The organism is Microbulbifer taiwanensis, from assembly GCF_014904815.1.
Taxonomy (GTDB): domain Bacteria; phylum Pseudomonadota; class Gammaproteobacteria; order Pseudomonadales; family Cellvibrionaceae; genus Microbulbifer; species Microbulbifer taiwanensis.
In genome coordinates, this window is record NZ_JACZFR010000017.1 from 50,823 (window position 1) to 68,578 (window position 17,756).

General features: G+C 61.9%; 13 protein-coding genes. 4 read left to right on the plus strand and 9 right to left on the minus strand.

The window, feature by feature from the left end:
• Positions 1–49: 49 nt before the first annotated feature.
• Positions 50–2,206, minus strand: a complete 2,157-nt coding sequence (gene dinG, locus IG627_RS06355; RefSeq protein ID WP_193191224.1) for an ATP-dependent DNA helicase DinG — start codon at positions 2,204–2,206, stop codon at positions 50–52.
• Between the two features lie 161 nt (positions 2,207–2,367).
• Entirely contained in the window at positions 2,368–3,519 is a 1,152-nt protein-coding gene (locus IG627_RS06360; RefSeq protein ID WP_226864786.1) for a 1-acyl-sn-glycerol-3-phosphate acyltransferase, read from the minus strand.
• 368 nt (positions 3,520–3,887) lie between these two features.
• On the opposite strand from IG627_RS06360, the gene nhaC reads away from it, so the two are divergent.
• The 3 genes from nhaC to pgi all read left to right on the plus strand — a co-directional run bounded on the left by nhaC (position 3,888) and on the right by pgi (position 8,974).
• A complete protein-coding gene (gene nhaC, locus IG627_RS06365) occupies positions 3,888–5,369 on the plus strand; it encodes a Na+/H+ antiporter NhaC (RefSeq protein ID WP_193191228.1) in 1,482 nt (493 codons plus the stop codon).
• A gap of 21 nt (positions 5,370–5,390) precedes the next feature.
• Positions 5,391–6,434 (plus strand): DUF3549 family protein, encoded by a 1,044-nt coding sequence (locus IG627_RS06370; RefSeq protein ID WP_193191230.1) that lies wholly within the window; start codon positions 5,391–5,393, stop codon positions 6,432–6,434.
• A 914-nt stretch (positions 6,435–7,348) separates the two neighbouring features.
• Positions 7,349–8,974, plus strand: coding sequence for a glucose-6-phosphate isomerase (gene pgi, locus IG627_RS06375; RefSeq protein WP_193191232.1), 1,626 nt, complete (start codon positions 7,349–7,351; stop codon positions 8,972–8,974).
• Here the strand turns inward: pgi and IG627_RS06380 are convergent.
• The 7 genes from IG627_RS06380 to sbcB all read right to left on the minus strand — a co-directional run bounded on the left by IG627_RS06380 (position 8,951) and on the right by sbcB (position 16,940).
• Positions 8,951–10,369, minus strand: a complete 1,419-nt coding sequence (locus IG627_RS06380) for a serine hydrolase domain-containing protein (protein ID WP_377518283.1) — start codon at positions 10,367–10,369, stop codon at positions 8,951–8,953. The genes pgi and IG627_RS06380 overlap by 24 nt on opposite strands.
• A 201-nt stretch (positions 10,370–10,570) precedes the next feature.
• A complete protein-coding gene (locus tag IG627_RS06385) occupies positions 10,571–11,095 on the minus strand; it encodes an ArsR/SmtB family transcription factor (RefSeq protein WP_193191235.1) in 525 nt (174 codons plus the stop codon).
• A 178-nt stretch (positions 11,096–11,273) separates the two neighbouring features.
• Positions 11,274–11,897, minus strand: a complete 624-nt coding sequence (locus IG627_RS06390; RefSeq protein ID WP_193191237.1) for a MarC family protein — start codon at positions 11,895–11,897, stop codon at positions 11,274–11,276.
• Positions 11,897–12,655, minus strand: a complete 759-nt coding sequence (locus tag IG627_RS06395) for a slipin family protein (RefSeq protein WP_193191238.1) — start codon at positions 12,653–12,655, stop codon at positions 11,897–11,899. The genes IG627_RS06390 and IG627_RS06395 overlap by 1 nt, the downstream gene beginning before the upstream one ends.
• 40 nt (positions 12,656–12,695) lie before the next feature.
• Positions 12,696–14,186: an NfeD family protein gene (locus IG627_RS06400; protein WP_193191239.1), complete on the minus strand. Its 1,491-nt coding sequence runs from the start codon at positions 14,184–14,186 to the stop codon at positions 12,696–12,698.
• A gap of 89 nt (positions 14,187–14,275) precedes the next feature.
• The gene (locus IG627_RS06405) at positions 14,276–15,292 is read right to left on the minus strand and encodes an aspartate carbamoyltransferase (RefSeq protein WP_193191241.1); all 1,017 of its coding nucleotides are present in this window, start codon (positions 15,290–15,292) and stop codon (positions 14,276–14,278) included.
• A 208-nt stretch (positions 15,293–15,500) separates the two neighbouring features.
• Positions 15,501–16,940, minus strand: a complete 1,440-nt coding sequence (sbcB, locus tag IG627_RS06410; protein WP_193191243.1) for an exodeoxyribonuclease I — start codon at positions 16,938–16,940, stop codon at positions 15,501–15,503.
• 276 nt (positions 16,941–17,216) lie between these two features.
• On the opposite strand from sbcB, the gene IG627_RS06415 reads away from it, so the two are divergent.
• Complete coding sequence (locus IG627_RS06415) at positions 17,217–17,666, plus strand: VOC family protein (RefSeq protein WP_193191244.1); 450 nt, start codon at positions 17,217–17,219, stop codon at positions 17,664–17,666.
• Positions 17,667–17,756: the final 90 nt, after the last annotated feature.

Genomic DNA, 17,756 nt, shown 5'->3' on the forward strand with positions numbered 1-17,756 from the left:
AAAACTTCGATGGTGCGCACGGCGCACCCTACGCGAGTCCCGAATTCCATCATTCAATTTGCCGCACAAACGGCGGCAGCGAGTCGAGTATCGCGCGGCCGTAGCGGCGGGTGACCACTCGCCTGTCCAGCAGGGTGACGGTGCCGCTATCCCTCTCGGTGCGCAACAGTCGCCCGCAGGCCTGCACCAGTTTCAGCGCCGCATCCGGTACAGTGATCTGCATAAACGGATTGCCGCCCTTGGCCTCTATCCACTCCGCCAGCGCCGCCTCTATGGGATCGTCCGGCACCGCGAAGGGCAGTTTGGCAATCACCACGTGGCGGCAGTAGTCACCGGGCAGGTCCAGGCCCTCGGCAAAGCTGGCGAGACCGAAGAGTACGCTGCTGCCACCGCCGTCGACGGTTTCGCGATGATTCTCCAGCAGCTGCTGACGGGATCTCTGCCCCTGCACCAGGATGCGGTTGCGCCAGGTGCCGGGCAGCGCCTCGTAGACGGTCTCCATCTGCCGGCGCGAGGAGAAGAGCACCAGGGAACCGCCCTCGCCTTTCAATAGATCCGGCAGGGCGTCGATGACCGCATCCGTGTGCGCGTCCGCATTGCCGGCATCCACCGCGTTGGCGGGCACCTGTAACGTGGCGCGGGAGAAGTCGAAGGGGCTGGGCACCACCTGGTAGCTGGCGTTGTCCGGGGTGCCGGCGCGCATCATGAGACGGTCGAATTTGCCCAGGGCCGTAAGGGTGGCGGAGGTCAGCACGGCACCGTAGCAGCGGCGCCAGAGACTGTACTCCAGCGTCTTGCCCGCCAGTATCGGTGAACTGCACACCTCGAAGTCTGTCGACCCACCCCAGTCTACCAGAGTGACCCAGCGCGCCTGGGGCAGTGCGCCCTCGGCATCCGGGCGGGCGTAGTTGGCCCACAGCTGCAGGTTGGCCTCGGCGCGGCCGTACCAACTGCCGAGCTGTGGATACCAGCGTTCCAGATCCACTGCCGGCACCGGTGAATGAGGATCCTCCAGCAGTTTCTGCGCCGACTGCAACATTTTGCCCAGCAGGGATTCCAGCTCGTCAAAATCCTCGCGCAGCTTCTCCGCCAACTGCATCATGGAATCCGGCACCACGCCGCCCTCGAAGCGGTGGCGGGCACTGCGGCCTGACCCAGTGCCATTGCCGCGCCCGTCCTCGAATTCACACAGCTCCTCAATCAGTGGCCACATCTGTTCCAGGCCCTGCCTGGCGGAAGTCAGCACCGCCGGAAGCTGTTCGCCGCAGCGGTCTATCTCGGCGCCGTCGCCTATCTCGCCGAGCATCTGCCCCAGGTTCTTGTTGGCCTGGTCCAGCCAGCCGGTGGAGGCGCCGACGCGACTGTGATGGGAAAAGTGGTTCAGGGCCTTGTCCGGCAGGTGGTGGGCCTCGTCGAGCACATAGATGGTCTCTTCCGGCGGTGGCAGTATCGCACCGCCGCCGAGGGCCAGGTCGGCCAGCAGCAGGTCGTGGTTGGCGACAATCACCTGGGTCTTGCCCAGGCGCTCGCGGGCGCGGAAGAAGCTGCAGTTGGTCACGTGGGGGCAGCGGCGGCCACTGCACTGGCGGTGGTCAGTGGTGACGCGGCTCCAGTCCTCCACCTCGATGGTGTCCGGCCAGTTGTCCCTGTCGCCATCCCAGCCACCGGTGGCCAGTTTGTCCGCCATCTCCCGGTAGAGGACGACGCTGTCTTCGCCCACCTGCGGCAGCTCGTCCTCGTAGAGTCCCAGGGAGATACCGGTGCCACTGCTACCTAAACTCGACAGCAGTTGGTCCAGCTTGGACAGGCACAGGTAGCGTCCGCGGCCCTTGGCGAGGCTGAAATCGAACTGCAACCCGCTGTGGCGCGCCACCTCGGGCAGATCCTTGTTGACGATCTGCTCCTGCAGCGCCACCGTCGCGGTGGATACCACCAGGGTTTTGTCCTGGGCCTGGGCCAGTGGAATGGCAGCGAGCAGATAGGCCACCGTCTTGCCGGTACCAGTGCCCGCCTCGACCACGCAGATATGCCCGCCGTCGGTCTTGGCGGCATCGCGCTCGCCGCTGCCATCCTGCACGATCGAGCCGAGAGAGCGCGCGATCGCCGCCACCATCAGCTTCTGCCCGTAGCGGGCCTTGAGGTCGCGGCCGGCGAGGAACTGGCTGTAGGCGGACTGGATGGCTTTTTTGTGTTGGTCGTTTAACAAAGGGAGGACGTCTAATGCTGAATGCGGAATAATGAATGCGGAATGGTAACCGATTTCACCCCGTCACTCCGCATTCATGAAGTACATCCCTGTACTTCACCCCTTCGGGGCAGCCTACGGCTGTGCAAATCTGCTCCCGGCAGATTTGTCCGCATTCCGCATTATTCGTACGCCAGCCGCGAGACCACCGGATTGGCATATCCCTGAATCGCCTTGTGGCGCCAGCGCTCGTCGATAGCCGCCATTCGCTCATCGAACGTCCGGCGTGTCTCCTCGTGCTCCTCCGGCCTCCAGGGCTTGGCCGGATAGCCCACCGGCAGGTCAGGTACCTCGCCGTAGGCCATCTGGTAGGCGATCAGGTTGGTGGGGTGCAGTACATAGTTGCCGATAATCTGCCGATCTATCTCCTCGGCGATGGAGGCCACATCGTGAAAATCGCCCTCGATGGGCGTGCCGAAGGCGGTGTGCACGTGGCCCTTCTGCCCCACCACCCCCTTGGCGATGGCCCCCAGGTCCTCGTGCTCACCCTTGCGGTACTCCTTGTGCTCCTCGTAATAGAGCTGCCGGGCTTTCTGGGCATCACAGGGATCCCACTCGTAGGAAATAGCGAGCGGGACTATATGCAGCTTGCGCCAGTAGTCCGCGAAGGGAGTCTCCTTGTCCTTGGTCATCGCAAACATGGCGGCCAGGGCCGGGTTGGTTCTGTCCAGGCCGTCTTTGGCACGCCCGGAGCGCTGGGCGATCCACACGTGCTCGTTGTCGTTGACGATGGAGTGGTATATGTAGTTGGACAGCTGAGTGGCGGCCTGCAGCTTCTCACGGCGGCTGCCGGCCTGGCGCTTTACCACAAAGCTCTTGTTCAACTTCATGATATCGGTGGCGAACTGCTTGGTAAGCAGGTTGTCACCTATGGCGATTCGCGCCGTCTCGTGGCCTTCCTTGAACATGGAGACGATGGCGAGCGCCGGATCCATGGCGATATCCCGGTGGTTGCTGACGAACAGGCAGGCGCGGTCCCGCGGCAGGTTGTCCAGCCCGGAGATGGTAAATTCGCTGGTAGTGCGGCGCACCACCAGGTCCATGTACTTGGCAATCACTTCCTGTACACCGCGCACGTCGCGCGCCTTGCGCAACTCGAAGCGCAAAAACTGGCGCACCAGCCAGGCCACGGGCCCCTCGAGCCTGGCCAGCTTGGGCACCAGGAAGTGGGCAACCGCGTGCGACATCTCCGGATCGGCGATCAGCCGATCCAGCACCGGGCGCACCTCGTCGTCGCGATAGGGGCGAATATCCTCGAACTGAGCGGGATCCAACTCACTTGCTCTCATGAAATCACTACCTGCCGGACCGCCTCGGGGCGGCGCGGGCACATTCTTATTGTGGATACTTTTTGTGGATACTTTCTCTGCCGCCACTTCAGCGGGGGCGGGCCGGCGCAGAACATACCGGAAGCGCCGGCGAACTGCCAGCGCCATACCCGACCGGCTGGCCTCACTGGAGGTCTGGAATCGGCAGTCAGTGCTGAGTGATCAGCGGTGGAGAACCCCTTCTGCACCGACCACTAACCACCGACTACTGCCCCAGTGGACTTCCCCGGCCGCAGCCGGGAGAATAGGCCGCTTCGCACCGTCGCCGACGGCAAAAACAACGATAACGCATAGCAGTTGACCTGGAGTTCACCTTGACTCAGACCAGTTCCTCTCACAGCGGCTCCAACAGCGAGCCGCGCACGCCCAGCCTGGGCGATGCCCTGATCCCGCTGGGGATTTTGATCGCCCTCCTCTCCCTGTCCGTTTACTTCTATGGCGCCGACTCCTCCTACGGCCCCAACCAGATAGCCCTGCTGTTGTGCGCTGGCGTGGTGGCACTGATGGGGATGAAAAACGGCCACAGCTGGAGCGATATGGAAGGCGGCATGCTGCACGGTATCAGCCTGGTATTTGGCGCCATTCTGATACTGCTGGCGGTGGGCGCACTGATCGGCAGCTGGATCCTCGCCGGCACGGTGCCATCGATGATCTACTTCGGTGTACAGATACTGTCGCCCCAGTGGTTCTACGCTGCCAGCTGCGTTATCTGCGCCATCGTCGGCCTCAGCATCGGTTCCAGCTGGACAACCGCCGGCACCCTGGGTGTGGCGCTGATGGGAATCGCCGGCGCCCTGGGCCTGGATCCGGCAATTACTGCCGGCGCTGTCATTTCCGGCGCCTACTTCGGCGACAAGATGTCACCCCTCTCCGATACCACCAATGTGGCCGCGGCGGTGACCTCCAATGACCTATTCCTGCATATCCGCCATATGCTGTGGACCACTTTACCGGCCTTCCTGGCAGCACTGATGATCTTTTCCGTGATCGGCCTCACCGCCGATACCAGCAGCGCCTCGGCTGCCGATATCGAGCAGCTGCTGGGCGCGCTGCAGGAGGAGTTCAATATTTCCATCATCAGCCTGGTACCCCTGGCACTGCTGCTGTTTATGGCCTGGCGCAAGATCCCGGCCTACCCGACCCTGCTTATCGGCGCCCTGGTGGGCTGTGCCATTGCATTGGTCTTTGAGCCGGAAACCGCCCGCCGCCTGGGCGGCGGCGATGGCGTCATGTCCGCAATCAAGGGGGCCTGGTACAGCCTCTTCGACGGCTACAAGTCCACATCCAGCAACGAGAACGTCGCCGAATTGCTGTCCAAAGGTGGTATGAGCAGCATGCTCAACACCGTGTGGCTGATCGTGTCGGCCATGGCCTTCGGCGGCGCCATGGAGCGCGCCGGCTTCCTGCAGGTGATTGTCGACTGGACCCTGTCGCGGGTGAAGACCGTCGGCGGCCTGGTGACCTCCACGGTACTGACCTGCTTCGGCATGAACGCAGCGGCCGGCGACCAGTATATGGCCATCATCATCCCCGGACGTATGTTCCGCGAGGCCTTTGCCGACAAGGGACTGCACGGGTTGAACCTGTCGCGCACCCTGGAGGATTCGGGCACCATCACCTCAGTGCTGATCCCCTGGAACACCTGCGGCGCCTATATGAGTGCCACCCTGGGCATTGCGACCTTCTCTTATGCGCCCTACGCACTGTTCAACCTGATCTGCCCGCTACTGGCCATCGCCTATGGCTGGTTCCACTTCAAGCAGATGCCACTTTCGGCCGCGGCGTCGGCCCGCTAGTTCGAGGTTCCGAGGAGAGTTATGAGCGAGAGCGGCACCCTCAGCGCCCTGATCGGCGAGGCAAACTTCAGGTTACGCTGGTTCGACCTGGGGCGACGACTGCGGCCGGTGCCGCGCAGCACCGTGGAGGCCTTTGAAGAGGGCCGCGCACCCTGGCCCTTCCCCTACCTGCGCCACGCCTGGGCCGGGCTGCTGCTGTGGCCGGAAGAGGGCGGCGAGCCTGTGGTCTGGTTTTTGCGCCTGCCGCTGGATGAGCAGGGCAAACTGCAGCTGCCGATTCGCGATGCCTTCCTGCGCCTTATCGAACAGAAGCTCCGGCAGGGCGACCCGTCCGAATCCGCCTCCCAGTTACACACGGCGCTTGAGGAGAGCGGGCTGCTGTTCTCACCCGCCACGGAAGGACAGGCCTGCTTCCACGCCCGGGCCGCGCTGCTGCTGCAGCGCCCGGCGAGCGCTCACTACGCTTCGGCGCTCGCTTACTTGCGCGAACCGCAGAGCCAGCGCTGGGACCAGCTGGCCATTCAGGGTATTGCCGACCTGGCTGCACACTGGGAGGAAGAAAGGGAATTGCTGTTGCAGCGGATCCCCGACCTGGCGCCACCGGTATTTATCAGCCTGTCCCAGTGCCTGGAAAACGAGGCTATCGATCACCGGCTGGCGGGCGCAATTATTGCGCGCGCCGATTCCGAGTTGCGCAGCGAGTCTGCGGATTTCACGCTGATTGGCGCGGCGGTAAGAGGCGTATCCCATTCGGCGGCCCGCGGCCTGCGGCTGCAGTTTCTGCAGCGGATATTGCAGGCTCCCGCCGGCCACAACGGAGAGGTTCTCGCTGCCATTGGCAGTCGCTGTGCCTACGATCTCGAGAGTGCCGAACTGGCGGCGCCCTGGCTCGCCGCCCTGGCGCAAAACCAGGGCCAGGACACCTTCAATCTGCTGCTGATCGACCTGATGTTCCTGCCCCAGGTGCGCGCGTCTTTACTCAGCGCACTTCGCGACCCGGCGCGACCGGAAGTACTGGCAAAGGCGTTCGGCAATTTCCTGCGCGGCCCAGAAGAACCCCATTGAAAAGGCACCGAACAACTCTCTGATATGCCCCACAGCCAAGTCAATCAATCAGGCGCAACAGCCTCCACGCGATCATCGCTGCCGGCTATCCTTTCCCCAAATTCGCCATCAAATTGATCTCGCAGCGGCCGGCAGTACCGCAGCCGCGCTGCTGACACGCAAAACCACAAGCCAATTCCAAACGGGTGATTCCGGTAGGGTTTCGAAAAAACCTCTAGCCGCCCCGCAATGGTCTACAGGCCATATTGGCGGGAAACCCCTTGAATTTAGGTACTTTGACGCGACAAAGTGGCGCACAATTTATCCAGACTTCAATGCTGGCGGCTATTTAAACCGTGCGCCTATTACACTCCATTGGGCGGTATCTTTGTAGAAAAGATTTTTACAAAGCAGACCAAACAGGTGACGTTTTATTGGCTATGCTAATGGCTAACATCAACGGAAAGGAGTTAGGGGATGAATTTCACTCCAGCCAAGTACTTAATGGGAATTATCAGTGCACTGGTTCTGGCGGGCTGCTGTGCGGCACCTGCGCCACCGGCATCCTGCCCTCCGGGCTCTGAGCAAATTCCGCTTTCAATGGCCTGTCCCGCAGACGCGGATTGTTGGATGGCTTCCGACAGCGTGCGCTGCATGAAAGTGGTCAAGTAAGATCACTTTCAAACAGGACCTGTGTGGTGATTCATACTAAATGACGTTTTACCGCGAACCGCTCCCGAACCTCATTTAGTATGAGTCACCACACCGAATGCCGCTTTCCGAAGCGGCATTTGTATTTCCGGGGCCCGCATATTTCTCTCCCCTACCGCCTGCCTCTGGCCGACCGCGTCGAATACCGCTAGCATTGTCGCTCTATCCGGGCCGGGCATCCCCCTGTCCGCGAATGCCCCAAGAAGCCATAACCCAGAATTACCATGACAAGCGATTCCCTTGCAGTCAGCCGCACCGCTGAAATTGCGCGACTGAAATCCCACCACCAGCAACACAAGTGGTCCCTGCGCGACCTGTTTGCCAGCGATTCACAGCGGGCGCAGCGCTTTAGCACCGAGGCCGCCGGCATCTACCTGGACTACAGCAAAAACCACCTGCGCGACGACACGCTGCAGTTGCTGCTGGATTGCGCCGATAAGCTCGACCTGCGCGGACAGATAACTGCGCTGCTCGATGGAGCCAATATCAATAACACCGAGCACCGCCCCGCCCTGCACACGGCGCTGCGCTTTCAGGGGCAGCCGCAAACCGAGCACGAACAGGCGGTGGCTGACTGCCGTATCCAGATGCAGAAATTTGCCGAGAAGGTCCACAGCGGCAACTGGCGCGGTTTTTCCGGCGAGCCCATCAGGCATATCGTCAATATCGGTATCGGCGGCTCCGACCTTGGCCCACGCATGGTGGTGGAAGCCCTGCGCCCCTGGCAACGGGAAGATATTGCCGTTCATTTCGTAGCCAATATTGACGGCGCCGACCTGAGCGACACCATTGCGGAACTGCCGGCGGAAAACACCCTGTTTATCGTCGCCTCCAAGTCCTTCTCCACCCTGGAAACCCGCCAGAATGCCCTGTCTGCGCGCCAGTGGATACTGGACGCCGGCTGCCGCGAAGACCAACTGGCGCAGCACTTTGTCGCCGTCAGTAGCAATATCGTCGCGGCGCAGGATTTCGGCATAGCCCCCGAAAACATCTTCCCCATGTGGAACTGGGTCGGCGGCCGCTATTCACTCTGGTCCGCCATCGGCCTGCCGATAGTGCTGGCCTGTGGCTATGAAACCTATGAAGAGTTGTTATCCGGCGCCCACGCCATGGACGAGCATTTCGCCAGCGCACCGCTAGAGGAGAACCTCCCTGCGCTGCTGGCCCTGATCCATTTCTGGTATCGCCAGTGCTGGGGCGCGGGCAGCCAGGTGGTACTGCCTTATGCGCAGCGGCTGGCCAAATTCCCGGCCTGGCTGCAGCAGCTGGATATGGAAAGCCTGGGCAAGAGCGTGGCCCGCGATGGACACCAACTGCAATACCCGAGCGGCAGCGTAATCTGGGGTACCGAGGGCAGCAACGGCCAGCACTCCTTCCACCAGCTACTGCACCAGGGCACCGATCTGATTCCGGCGGACTTTATTGCGGTGAAGGAGCCGACTTCGGAATTGCGCGAACAACACCAGTGGCTGCTGGCCTGCTGTATCAGCCAGAGCCAGGCGCTGCTGCGCGGCAAAAGCCTGCACGAGGCCCGGCAGGAGCTGGAAAAACAGGGCCACACCCACCGCGAGGCCCACGCGCTGGCGCCGCACAAGGTGGTGCCGGGCAACCGCCCGAGCAATACTTTGATTATGGAGCGCCTCGACCCCTATCACCTCGGCTCACTGCTGGCACTCTACGAACACAAGGTGTTTGTGCACGGCTGCCTGCTGGGTATCAATCCATTCGACCAGTGGGGCGTGGAGCTGGGCAAGCTGTTGGGGGCGCAGATTCATGAGGCAATCGGTGGTGAAGCGCCGGCAGACTGGGACGGGTCTACCCGGCAGCTACTGGCGCTTTTGATCAACTGATATTGGGGCCGGTTTATTCCGGCCTCCCCTTCTCCAAAGCAATCGCATCAATATTGCAACCGAAACGGCCGCGGACACCCAGGCGAGCCATATCGGCAGCGTCTCCCAGGCCCCCAGCGCAATAATAAAGGTGTAAAGGACGACGCACACAAGCAGCCAGGCCAGATACTCCGCGCGCCCTCCCCTGAGGCGGCGCCAGCGCCAGCCGCCGGCGAAAAGGAGCCGACACCACAGCAGCACCCCTCTCCCCTCGCCCCCTCGCCACCAATGAAAGAAAAGGCTGAGAGGTATCAGCAGCAATATTCCACCACGGAACCAGATCCACAAATACCCCGGCTGCGGCGCAGGTGCCGCGCCGATTCCCAGCAACTGCGCTCCAAGGTATTCTACAGGTACAGCGCCATTGGAAAGCACAACCACGCCCTGCCTGCGCTCGGGAATAAAGCCAACAAAACTGCGGAAACCGCCAGTTGCACCGTTGTGCCACACCAGCTGTTGGCCTTCGAAGTCATTTTCCATCCAGGCCAGGCGCAGGCCCGCGCTCTTTTCTCCACCGGTGCAGTAATCCCAGATTGGACAGGATTCCACCATCTGCTGCTCGAGCAACTGCTTCAGGTCGCGCGCGGAGGCAACCAGGCTGCCGGCAGGAGAATAGGCACCCATACTCCACCAGGGAGTGGGCAATCCGTTGCGCCTGTGCCCCTGCAACAGTCGCTCTCGCGGCGCATCTGAAAAATCCAACCGGATGTCTTCAAGCCCGCGAGGCTGTAAGACCCTTGTTCGCAACAGCGACGGGAAGTCCTGCCCCACCCGCTCTGCCAGCAGCTGCCCCAGCAGTGCCACTCCCAGATTGGAATAGGCGAACTCGCCGTGATCATTTAGCCGTGTGGCTTGCAGGGCCTGAAAGAGATCTTCCCGGGTCAAACCGGCATAGGGGTCCGCCGCGCGAATGAGTCCCCGAAAGAGGGTACCCAGGCTCACCGGCAGGCGCGGCAATCCCGATGTGTGTTGCGAAAGCTCGGCCAGGGTGATCGACGCTATTTCACTCGGGAGATCCCGCGGCAGAATTTCCCCGACGGTAGTTTCCAGGGTTACCTCGCCGCGCCCGACCATATCCGCCAGCAGGAGCGAAGTGAACACTTTGGTCACGGAGCCGATTTCAAAGAGGCTGTTCGCCGTCGGCGGCTGCTCACCGGCAATGGCATAGCTGTAGAAGTGGCTCTGTGATTCACCGCCCTCCAGATCCACTAACATGGCGACTATTGCAGTACCCGCACCCCGCTCTGTCACATGTTCTCGCAACAGCAACTGCGGATCCGACGCGGCCATTGCCGGGCAAAGATGGGCTATAAAGCCCAGAAGAACAGCGAAGTACAATCGCGCCAAATAGCCCATCGGGTGCCTCCCTTTGCCTAGTGGGCCATGCGGAAAGTTGTGTAACAGTTCGCGTCGCCAAAGCGCTCAGCTCTGCGTTGAGAAAGCTTGAAATAACGCTGCTATTCCTGCGCTTTCTCGCCTTGATCTGAACGCTTTGGCTGTGCTCCTTTGTTACCGAACTTCCCGCATGGCCCACTAGATGGAATTAGAGCCGAGATATCAAGGGCTGGAAGTGGCGGCGAGCACCGTCAGCAAAGGCACAATCCGCTCCGCGGGCACGCCATAGATCCCACGGCGCAATGGCTGTATCCAGCCACCGTTCTCCAGTGACTTCAGGTGGTGGTATAGCTGCCCGCGGGTACCCAGCTCCGGCAACTCGGTCAGCGATGCTATGTCCCCGCTACCCGATAGAACACTGTGCAGTATGGACAGGCGCACCGGATGCCCCAGCGCCTCCAGCGGTACCGCCGCCTCGCGCCAGTCCGCCGACAGGCGGTCTTTCAGTTTCTCCCCCCACTGCCACTCGTAATGAGTGCCATCCGGCAGATCGACCAGGCCCCCGAAGGCGACGCCGCCCGGTGCCTCTAGCTGCTGGCGCAGGCCCGCCAGCAGCCAGAGACGATCCGCTCCGACGGTTTCGCTTTCGCTGTCTCCCGATAGCATCGCCGCCGGCCTTCCAGACTCCAGCACCTCGACGCGCCGTCGCAGTAGCTCTAACTCCTTCCATATAGTTTTCTTTTCCATACTTTGAATGTTATTACGGATTACCATACTCCGCAATGTTCTGTTCAGCCGGTGTGCATTGTCAGCTGCACCAATCAGACCGGTGATGAGGTACGAAGATCGAGGCTGGAAAATAGTGAAGGGGGAGAGGACAGGTGTGCGCGAGAGAGAGACCCAGATCTTCACCAAAAAGGCAATATCAAGGTAGCTGCAGCCACCGCTCCAGCCCTTTCAGGATCATATCCACCGCAAAGGAACCGGTGAACAGCGCCGTGAGCCGTCCGGCGATTTCCACATAGCGTTCCACATATTGCTCGTGACGGGTCTGCACCCAGTCGTGTATGGCCTTGAGGAGAATCATGGAGCCGGCGGCCACTACCATGGCCAGCACTATGGCGAGGGAGGCACCGGGAGCGCCGACGCGACTACCGGCGATCACACAGGCGCTGATGGTGCCGGGGCCGACGATAAACGGCATGGCAATGGCGCCCGCCACCTCGCGGGACTGCGGATTCATGGTGCTGACCGGCGGCCCCACTCCGAGAATCAGGCGGACGCCGATAATCAGGAAGGTGATGCCGCCGAAGATCATAAAAGCCAGGAAACGCACCTGAAAGACGTTGTCGAAAACCCGCTCCCCCAGCCAGGCAAACAGCAGGAAGACCACCAGGCTGATCAGGAAGGCGCGCACGATCAACTGGGTAAAAACCCGGAGCTCCACCTGCTTGACCAGATCCAGCAGGTAGATACTCATGATAAAGGGATTCAACAGGACCAATAACAGCAGAAATGAATTGGTGAACTGGTCCCAGTCCAGCTCCATTATTTATTTTCCACCGCCTGTTTCAGCAGCGGCTGTATCAGATCCAGCGGCAGGGGAAATACGATGGTGGAGTTCTTTTCCCCGGCGATATCGATCAGCGTCTGCATATAGCGCAGGGTGATTGCATTGGGGTTTTTCGACAACTGGTCCGCGGCCTCGGTGAGTTTTACCGCGGCCTGGGCCTCACCCTCGGCGTGGATCACCTTGGCGCGCCGGGAGCGCTCCGCCTCCGCCTGCTTGGCGATGGCGCGGATCATGCTTTCATCCAGGTCGATATGCTTGATCTCCACATTGGTGACCTTCACGCCCCAGGCATCGGTCTGCTCGTCGAGAATTTTCTGGATATCCACATTGAGTTTGTCGCGCTCCGACAGCATCTCATCCAGTTCGTGCTTGCCCAGCACCGAGCGCAGTGTGGTCTGCGACAGCTGGCTGACCGCCTCATGATAGTGCTCAACGTTAATGATGGCGGACTGCGGATCGACCACCCGGTAGTAGACCACCGCATTGACCTTGACCGAGACGTTGTCGCGGCTGATCACGTCCTGGGTGGGTACGTCCATGACCACCACCCGCAGGTCCACCCGTTCCATGGTCTGGATCACCGGGATGATGATGATCAGGCCCGGTCCCTTGACCGCCTGGAAGCGGCCGAGGAAAAACACCACCGCCCGCTCGTACTCGCGCATGATACGGATCGCATACATCACCAGCAGCACCACCGCCGCAATCAGCAATCCCATAAAGTAACTGACCATCCCGCTTCTCCTTTTCCCTAGTGTCAACAGGCCCCAACTTTTATTCGGGCTCCACGTGCAGTGTTAGCCCCCGCTGTTCCACCACTCTTACCCGCTGCCCCGGCTGCACTGGCGAGTCGCAGTGCGCTTGCCAGATTTCACCGCGCAGGTGCACCAGCACCTCGCCATCCTGGACTTCACTGACCACCGCGGTGCACCCCTCCAGGGCCTTTTCTATGACCGGTCGCGGCTTGCGCAGGCTCTTGCCCACCGCCAGCAGTATCCCCAGCAGCGCCAGGCCGCTGACGCCAGCGATGGCACCGATCAGTTTGCGCGACACCTGCATGCCCGGCACGTCCGTATCGATCAGCATCATCGAGCCGATCACCAGCGCAATTACACCGCCGATGCCGAGGGCGCCAAAGCTGGGCATAAACACTTCCGCCACTATCAGCAGTGCGCCGACAATAATCAGCGCCAGCCCGGCGTAGTTGACCGGCAGCACCTGCAGCGCATAGAAGGCCAGCAGCAGGCAGATAATGCCGACGATGCCAGGCACCAGCGCACCGGGGTTGTAACCCTCGAAAATAAGGCCGTAAATGCCGATCAACAACAGAATATAGGCTATCTGCGGATTGGTGATCAGCGCCAGTATCTCGTTGCGCCAGTCCGGCTCGTAGGATTCCACCGGCAGCTCGGTAATATTGGCGGAAATAGTAAGCTCTCCCTCTTCGAGCGCGACCTTGCGCCCGGCCACCTGCTTCAGCAGGTCCTCGTTGTTCCTGGCCACTATATCGATGACATTCTCTTCCAGGGCCTCTGTAGCGGTCAGCGTGGCCGCCTCGCGCACCGCTTTTTCCGCCCAGTCGGCATTGCGCCCGTGGCGCTTGGCCAGGCCGCGGATAAAGGCCACCGAGTCGTTGACCATCTTGCGCTCCATCGCCGTGCCCGAGGCAGGCGCTCCCTTTTCCTCCGCGGATTTCTCGTCTTTTTTATCCTCCCCGTCTTTTTTTTCTGAGGACTCCTTACTGGCTGAAGGCTCCTTGCCGGCTGAGGGCTCCTTGCCGGCCGAGGGCTCTTTATCGGCTGAGGGCTCTTTGTCGGCTGGCGGTGCCTGGCCGGGCATACCGCCCATCTGCACCGGCGTCGCTGCACCCAGGGTGGTGGCTGGCGTCATGGCCGCGATATGGCTGGCGTAAAGAATATAGGTGCCGGCACTGGCGGCGCGGGCACCGGCCGGGTGTACATAGGTAGCGATGGGGACGGGTGAGGCGAGGATATGCTGGATGATATCGCGGGAGGCGGCGTCGAGGCCGCCGGGGGTGTCCATCTGGATGACGATCAGCTCCGCACCCCACTCCTGCGCCTCTTCTGTCGCACGCACCAGGTAATCGGTGGTGGCTGGGCCTATGGGACCCTCAATCGAAAGCAGGGCTACATGAGGGCGAACCTGCTCCTGACCGCTGGCAAGAAGCGCCATCCCCGCCAGAATCAGGAGCGCGGCGGTTTTGGCGACGCGCGAGTAAAGGCTTCCCGAAGTCCGATTCAGCATGGCATCTATCCCGGATGCAGAGTGAATAAAATCAGGTTATCAGAAATAACCTGATTTATGCGGCTGAAACGGAAATCGTAGCTGGAAGGTTAAACCGGATTGCGGCGACTGTGCCAGCGCACTTCGCGGGAATACTGATTCACCTTTTCCTCCACCCCCAGCAGCAGCGCGAACAGCGCCATGCGCACCAGCAGGCCGTTGTCGGTCTGGCGGAAGATGGCCAGGCTGGGGTGTTCGTTGAGATCTGTGTCCAGCTCGTTGGCCTCGGCGCGGGAATCCCGCGGCAGCGGGTGCATGATCACCGTGTTGGGCTGCGCGTGGCGGGTGAATATCTCCCGGTTCAGGCGAAAGCGGCCGCGGTAGAGATTGGCCTCTTCCTGGGAGGCAAAGCGCTCCTCCTGGATACGGGTGGAGTAGACGATATCCACCTGGGCGATGGCACTCTCCAGCTGATCCGTTACGGTCACCCGGTGACCGGCCTGGCGCAGCTTCTCCACCACCTCTTCCGGCATCGCCAGTTCCGGCGGCGATACCAGCATTATCTGTACTTTGCTGAACAGGCACAGCAGCTTGCACAGGGAGTGCACGGTGCGACCGTGCTTGAGGTCGCCGATCATGGCGATGCGGAAGTCGTCCAGGGAGCGACCGTGGCCCTCCAGTTCCTTGCGGATGGTGTAGAGATCCAGCAGTGCCTGGGTCGGGTGTTCATTGGCCCCGTCGCCGCCGTTGACCACCGGCACCCGGCTGGCGGCGGCGAACTCGGCCACCGAGCCCTCCTGCGGATGGCGCATGCAGATGACGTCGCTGTAGCCGGACAGCACCCGCGCCGTGTCGTAGAGGGATTCGCCCTTGGCCATGGCGCTGGCGGTGATTCCGACGGTTTCCCGCACTGTGCCACCGAGCAGGTTGAAGGCGGCGCCGAAGCTGAGGCGAGTGCGGGTGCTCGGCTCCAGGAACATATTGCCGAGAATAGCGCCCTCCAACACCCGGGTGACCTTCTCCCGGCGCGCATAGGGCCCCATGGCGTCCGCCACCTGAAAAACGCGGTCGATATCAACCCGCTCGAACTGGCTGACGGAAAGGATATTGGCTCCGATAAAGTCCATTGCTGCTCCGTTGGTTGCGCCTTTTGGGCGCCTGGCTTGAACGCGGGGCATTCTACTCGCGCGCCGGCAAAGAACATAGCTGCGCAGGGTGCGCCGTGCGCACCGATCGGGCCGATGGTGCACACGGCGCACCCTACGGGAGCCGAAATATTGGGGCCAAGGGCGTAGGTTGGGCTGGGCTCCGCGAAGCCCAACCTACCGCCACAATTCAGGCCAACAGGCCGTCGCCCCAGCTCTCCAGCTGATCCAGCAGCTGCACCTTGTCCGGAAACTGCTCGCGCAGGGCGGCAATCTGCTCGAAGTAGGGCTCCAGGGTGATACTGGCACCGGCGGCGGGATCGGTCAGGCGGCGGTAGCGCCATTCCTGCCAGCGCTGCTGCTCTTCGGCGGACAGCGTCCCGGGGAAATTGCGCGCGCGCAGGCGGAACAGCAGTTCCGGCAATCGCTTATCGGCAAAAGGTACCTGGCCGGACAGCACCTCGGGGCCGCGCTCGGCCAAATCCCGGTGCAGCTGTCGGCACAGATCGCGATCGGCGTCATTCAGGAAACCATCATAGAGACTGGCCTCCGCATCCCGCTGCGGGAAATCGCTGTCGAGATAGACCCTATGCAGCTTGTCCGTCAGGTCTGCGCCCCGCAGCCGCTGCCAGTTGGCCTCGCAGGCGGCCTTGTCGATGCCCAGCTGGGCCGCGCGCCCGTCGTCGAGCATATTGGGCGGAGCCAGCACCGGGCACTTGTTCAGGTGCACCAGCTTCAGGCCCGCCGGCAGTTCCCCCTCACCCAACTGGTCGCGGGATGTATAGAGACGCTCGCGCAATGCCTCGGCGTCCAGACTGAACAGCGGCTCCGGGTCCATGGCCAGGTTGGCGGCGATTATCGCGTTGCGATTCACCGGGTGCGCGGCCAGCGGGACTATATAGGTGAGGTGACCCTGGGTAGCGGGCACCTTGCCGGAGATATGCAGCAACGGCTTGCGCTCGCGCAGATCGATCAACTTGGCCGCTTCCTGCTTGCGGCGCAGCTTATAGCAATAGTCGTAGAGTTTCGGCTGTTTGCTCCGCACCAGCCGCGCCATATCGATGGTGGCGCGCACATCGGACAGGGCGTCGTGAGCACCTGCGTGGGCAATGCCATTGGCGGCGGTCAGCTCTTCCAGGCGGAAGGACGGTACTCTCTCGCCATTCGCGGCCTCCCGCTGCGGCCACTGGATCCCGTCCGGGCGCAGGGCGTAGGTCAGGCGCACCATATCGATGATGTCCCAGCGGCTGTTGCCGGAGCGCCACTCGCGCTCGTAGGGATCCAGCAGGTTGCGATAGAGGGTGTGGCGGGTCATCTCGTCGTCGAAGCGCAGGCTGTTATAGCCGACGCCGCAGGTGCCGGGCGCGCCCAGTTCGGCGAGGATACGCTGGATGAATTCTATCTCCGGCACCCCCTCGGCCAGGGCCTTTTGCGGACTAATGCCGGTGACCAGGCTGGCCATCGGCTGTGGCAGGCAGTCGCTGCCCGGCTGGCAGTAGACCATCAGTGGCTCACCGACGATATTGAGCCCCTCGTCGGTGCGGATGCCGGCGAACTGGGACGGCTTGTCCGCGCCCGGATCCGTGCCCCAGGTTTCGTAGTCGTGCCAGTAGAGAGTGGTATTGCTCACATGTCCCCCTGTTTTTGGGAGGCATCATAGCATCGGGGCGGTAAACCAGGGACTCGTGAAAAGATACTGATGCTGAAAGCTAAGGTCCCGTTGCCGGTGGCTGTTTGCGGGACCTTTGAGGCATGGATGCCGGTTAGAGCTTACAGGGACGTATTCACAGCGTGTCCCGCAAACAGCCACCGGCAGCAGGGCCGCCACAAGGCTTGAAACAGAGGGCTGGACAAGGGCCCTGTCGCGGCACAAGATTGCCAGACACCAAAAACAAGGAGAATTGATATGGCAGTCAAACCCGTGCCCGAGGGCTACCACAGCGTCACCCCCTACCTGAGTATCAACGGCGCAGCCAGGGCCATCGAATTTTACGAGCGCGCCTTCGGCGCCAAAGAGCTGTTCCGCTTCCCCATGCCGGACGGCAGCATCGCCCACGCGGAAATCCAGGTTGGCGATACCCGCATCTCGCTGGCCGACGACAATGAAGAGGGCGGCCTGCTGAGTCCCCAGGGCAGCTCCCCGGTGGGCCTGCTGCTATATGTTGAGGATGTGGACAGCGTCTTCGCCCGCGCCGTCGAGGCCGGTGCATCCGTCAAGCGCCCGCTGGAGGACCAGTTCTACGGCGACCGCAGCGGCACCCTGCAGGATCCCTTCGGCCACGTCTGGTTCCTCGCCACCCATATCGAGGACGTACCCGAGGACGAGCTGGAGCGCCGCGCCGCGGAACTCTCCTGACCTGCCCCACACCTCGACGGGGGCGGCCGGTTGCAAAGCCGCCCCCCTCCATTACAATCCCGCGATTCCACGGATTACAGCAGCAGTTTC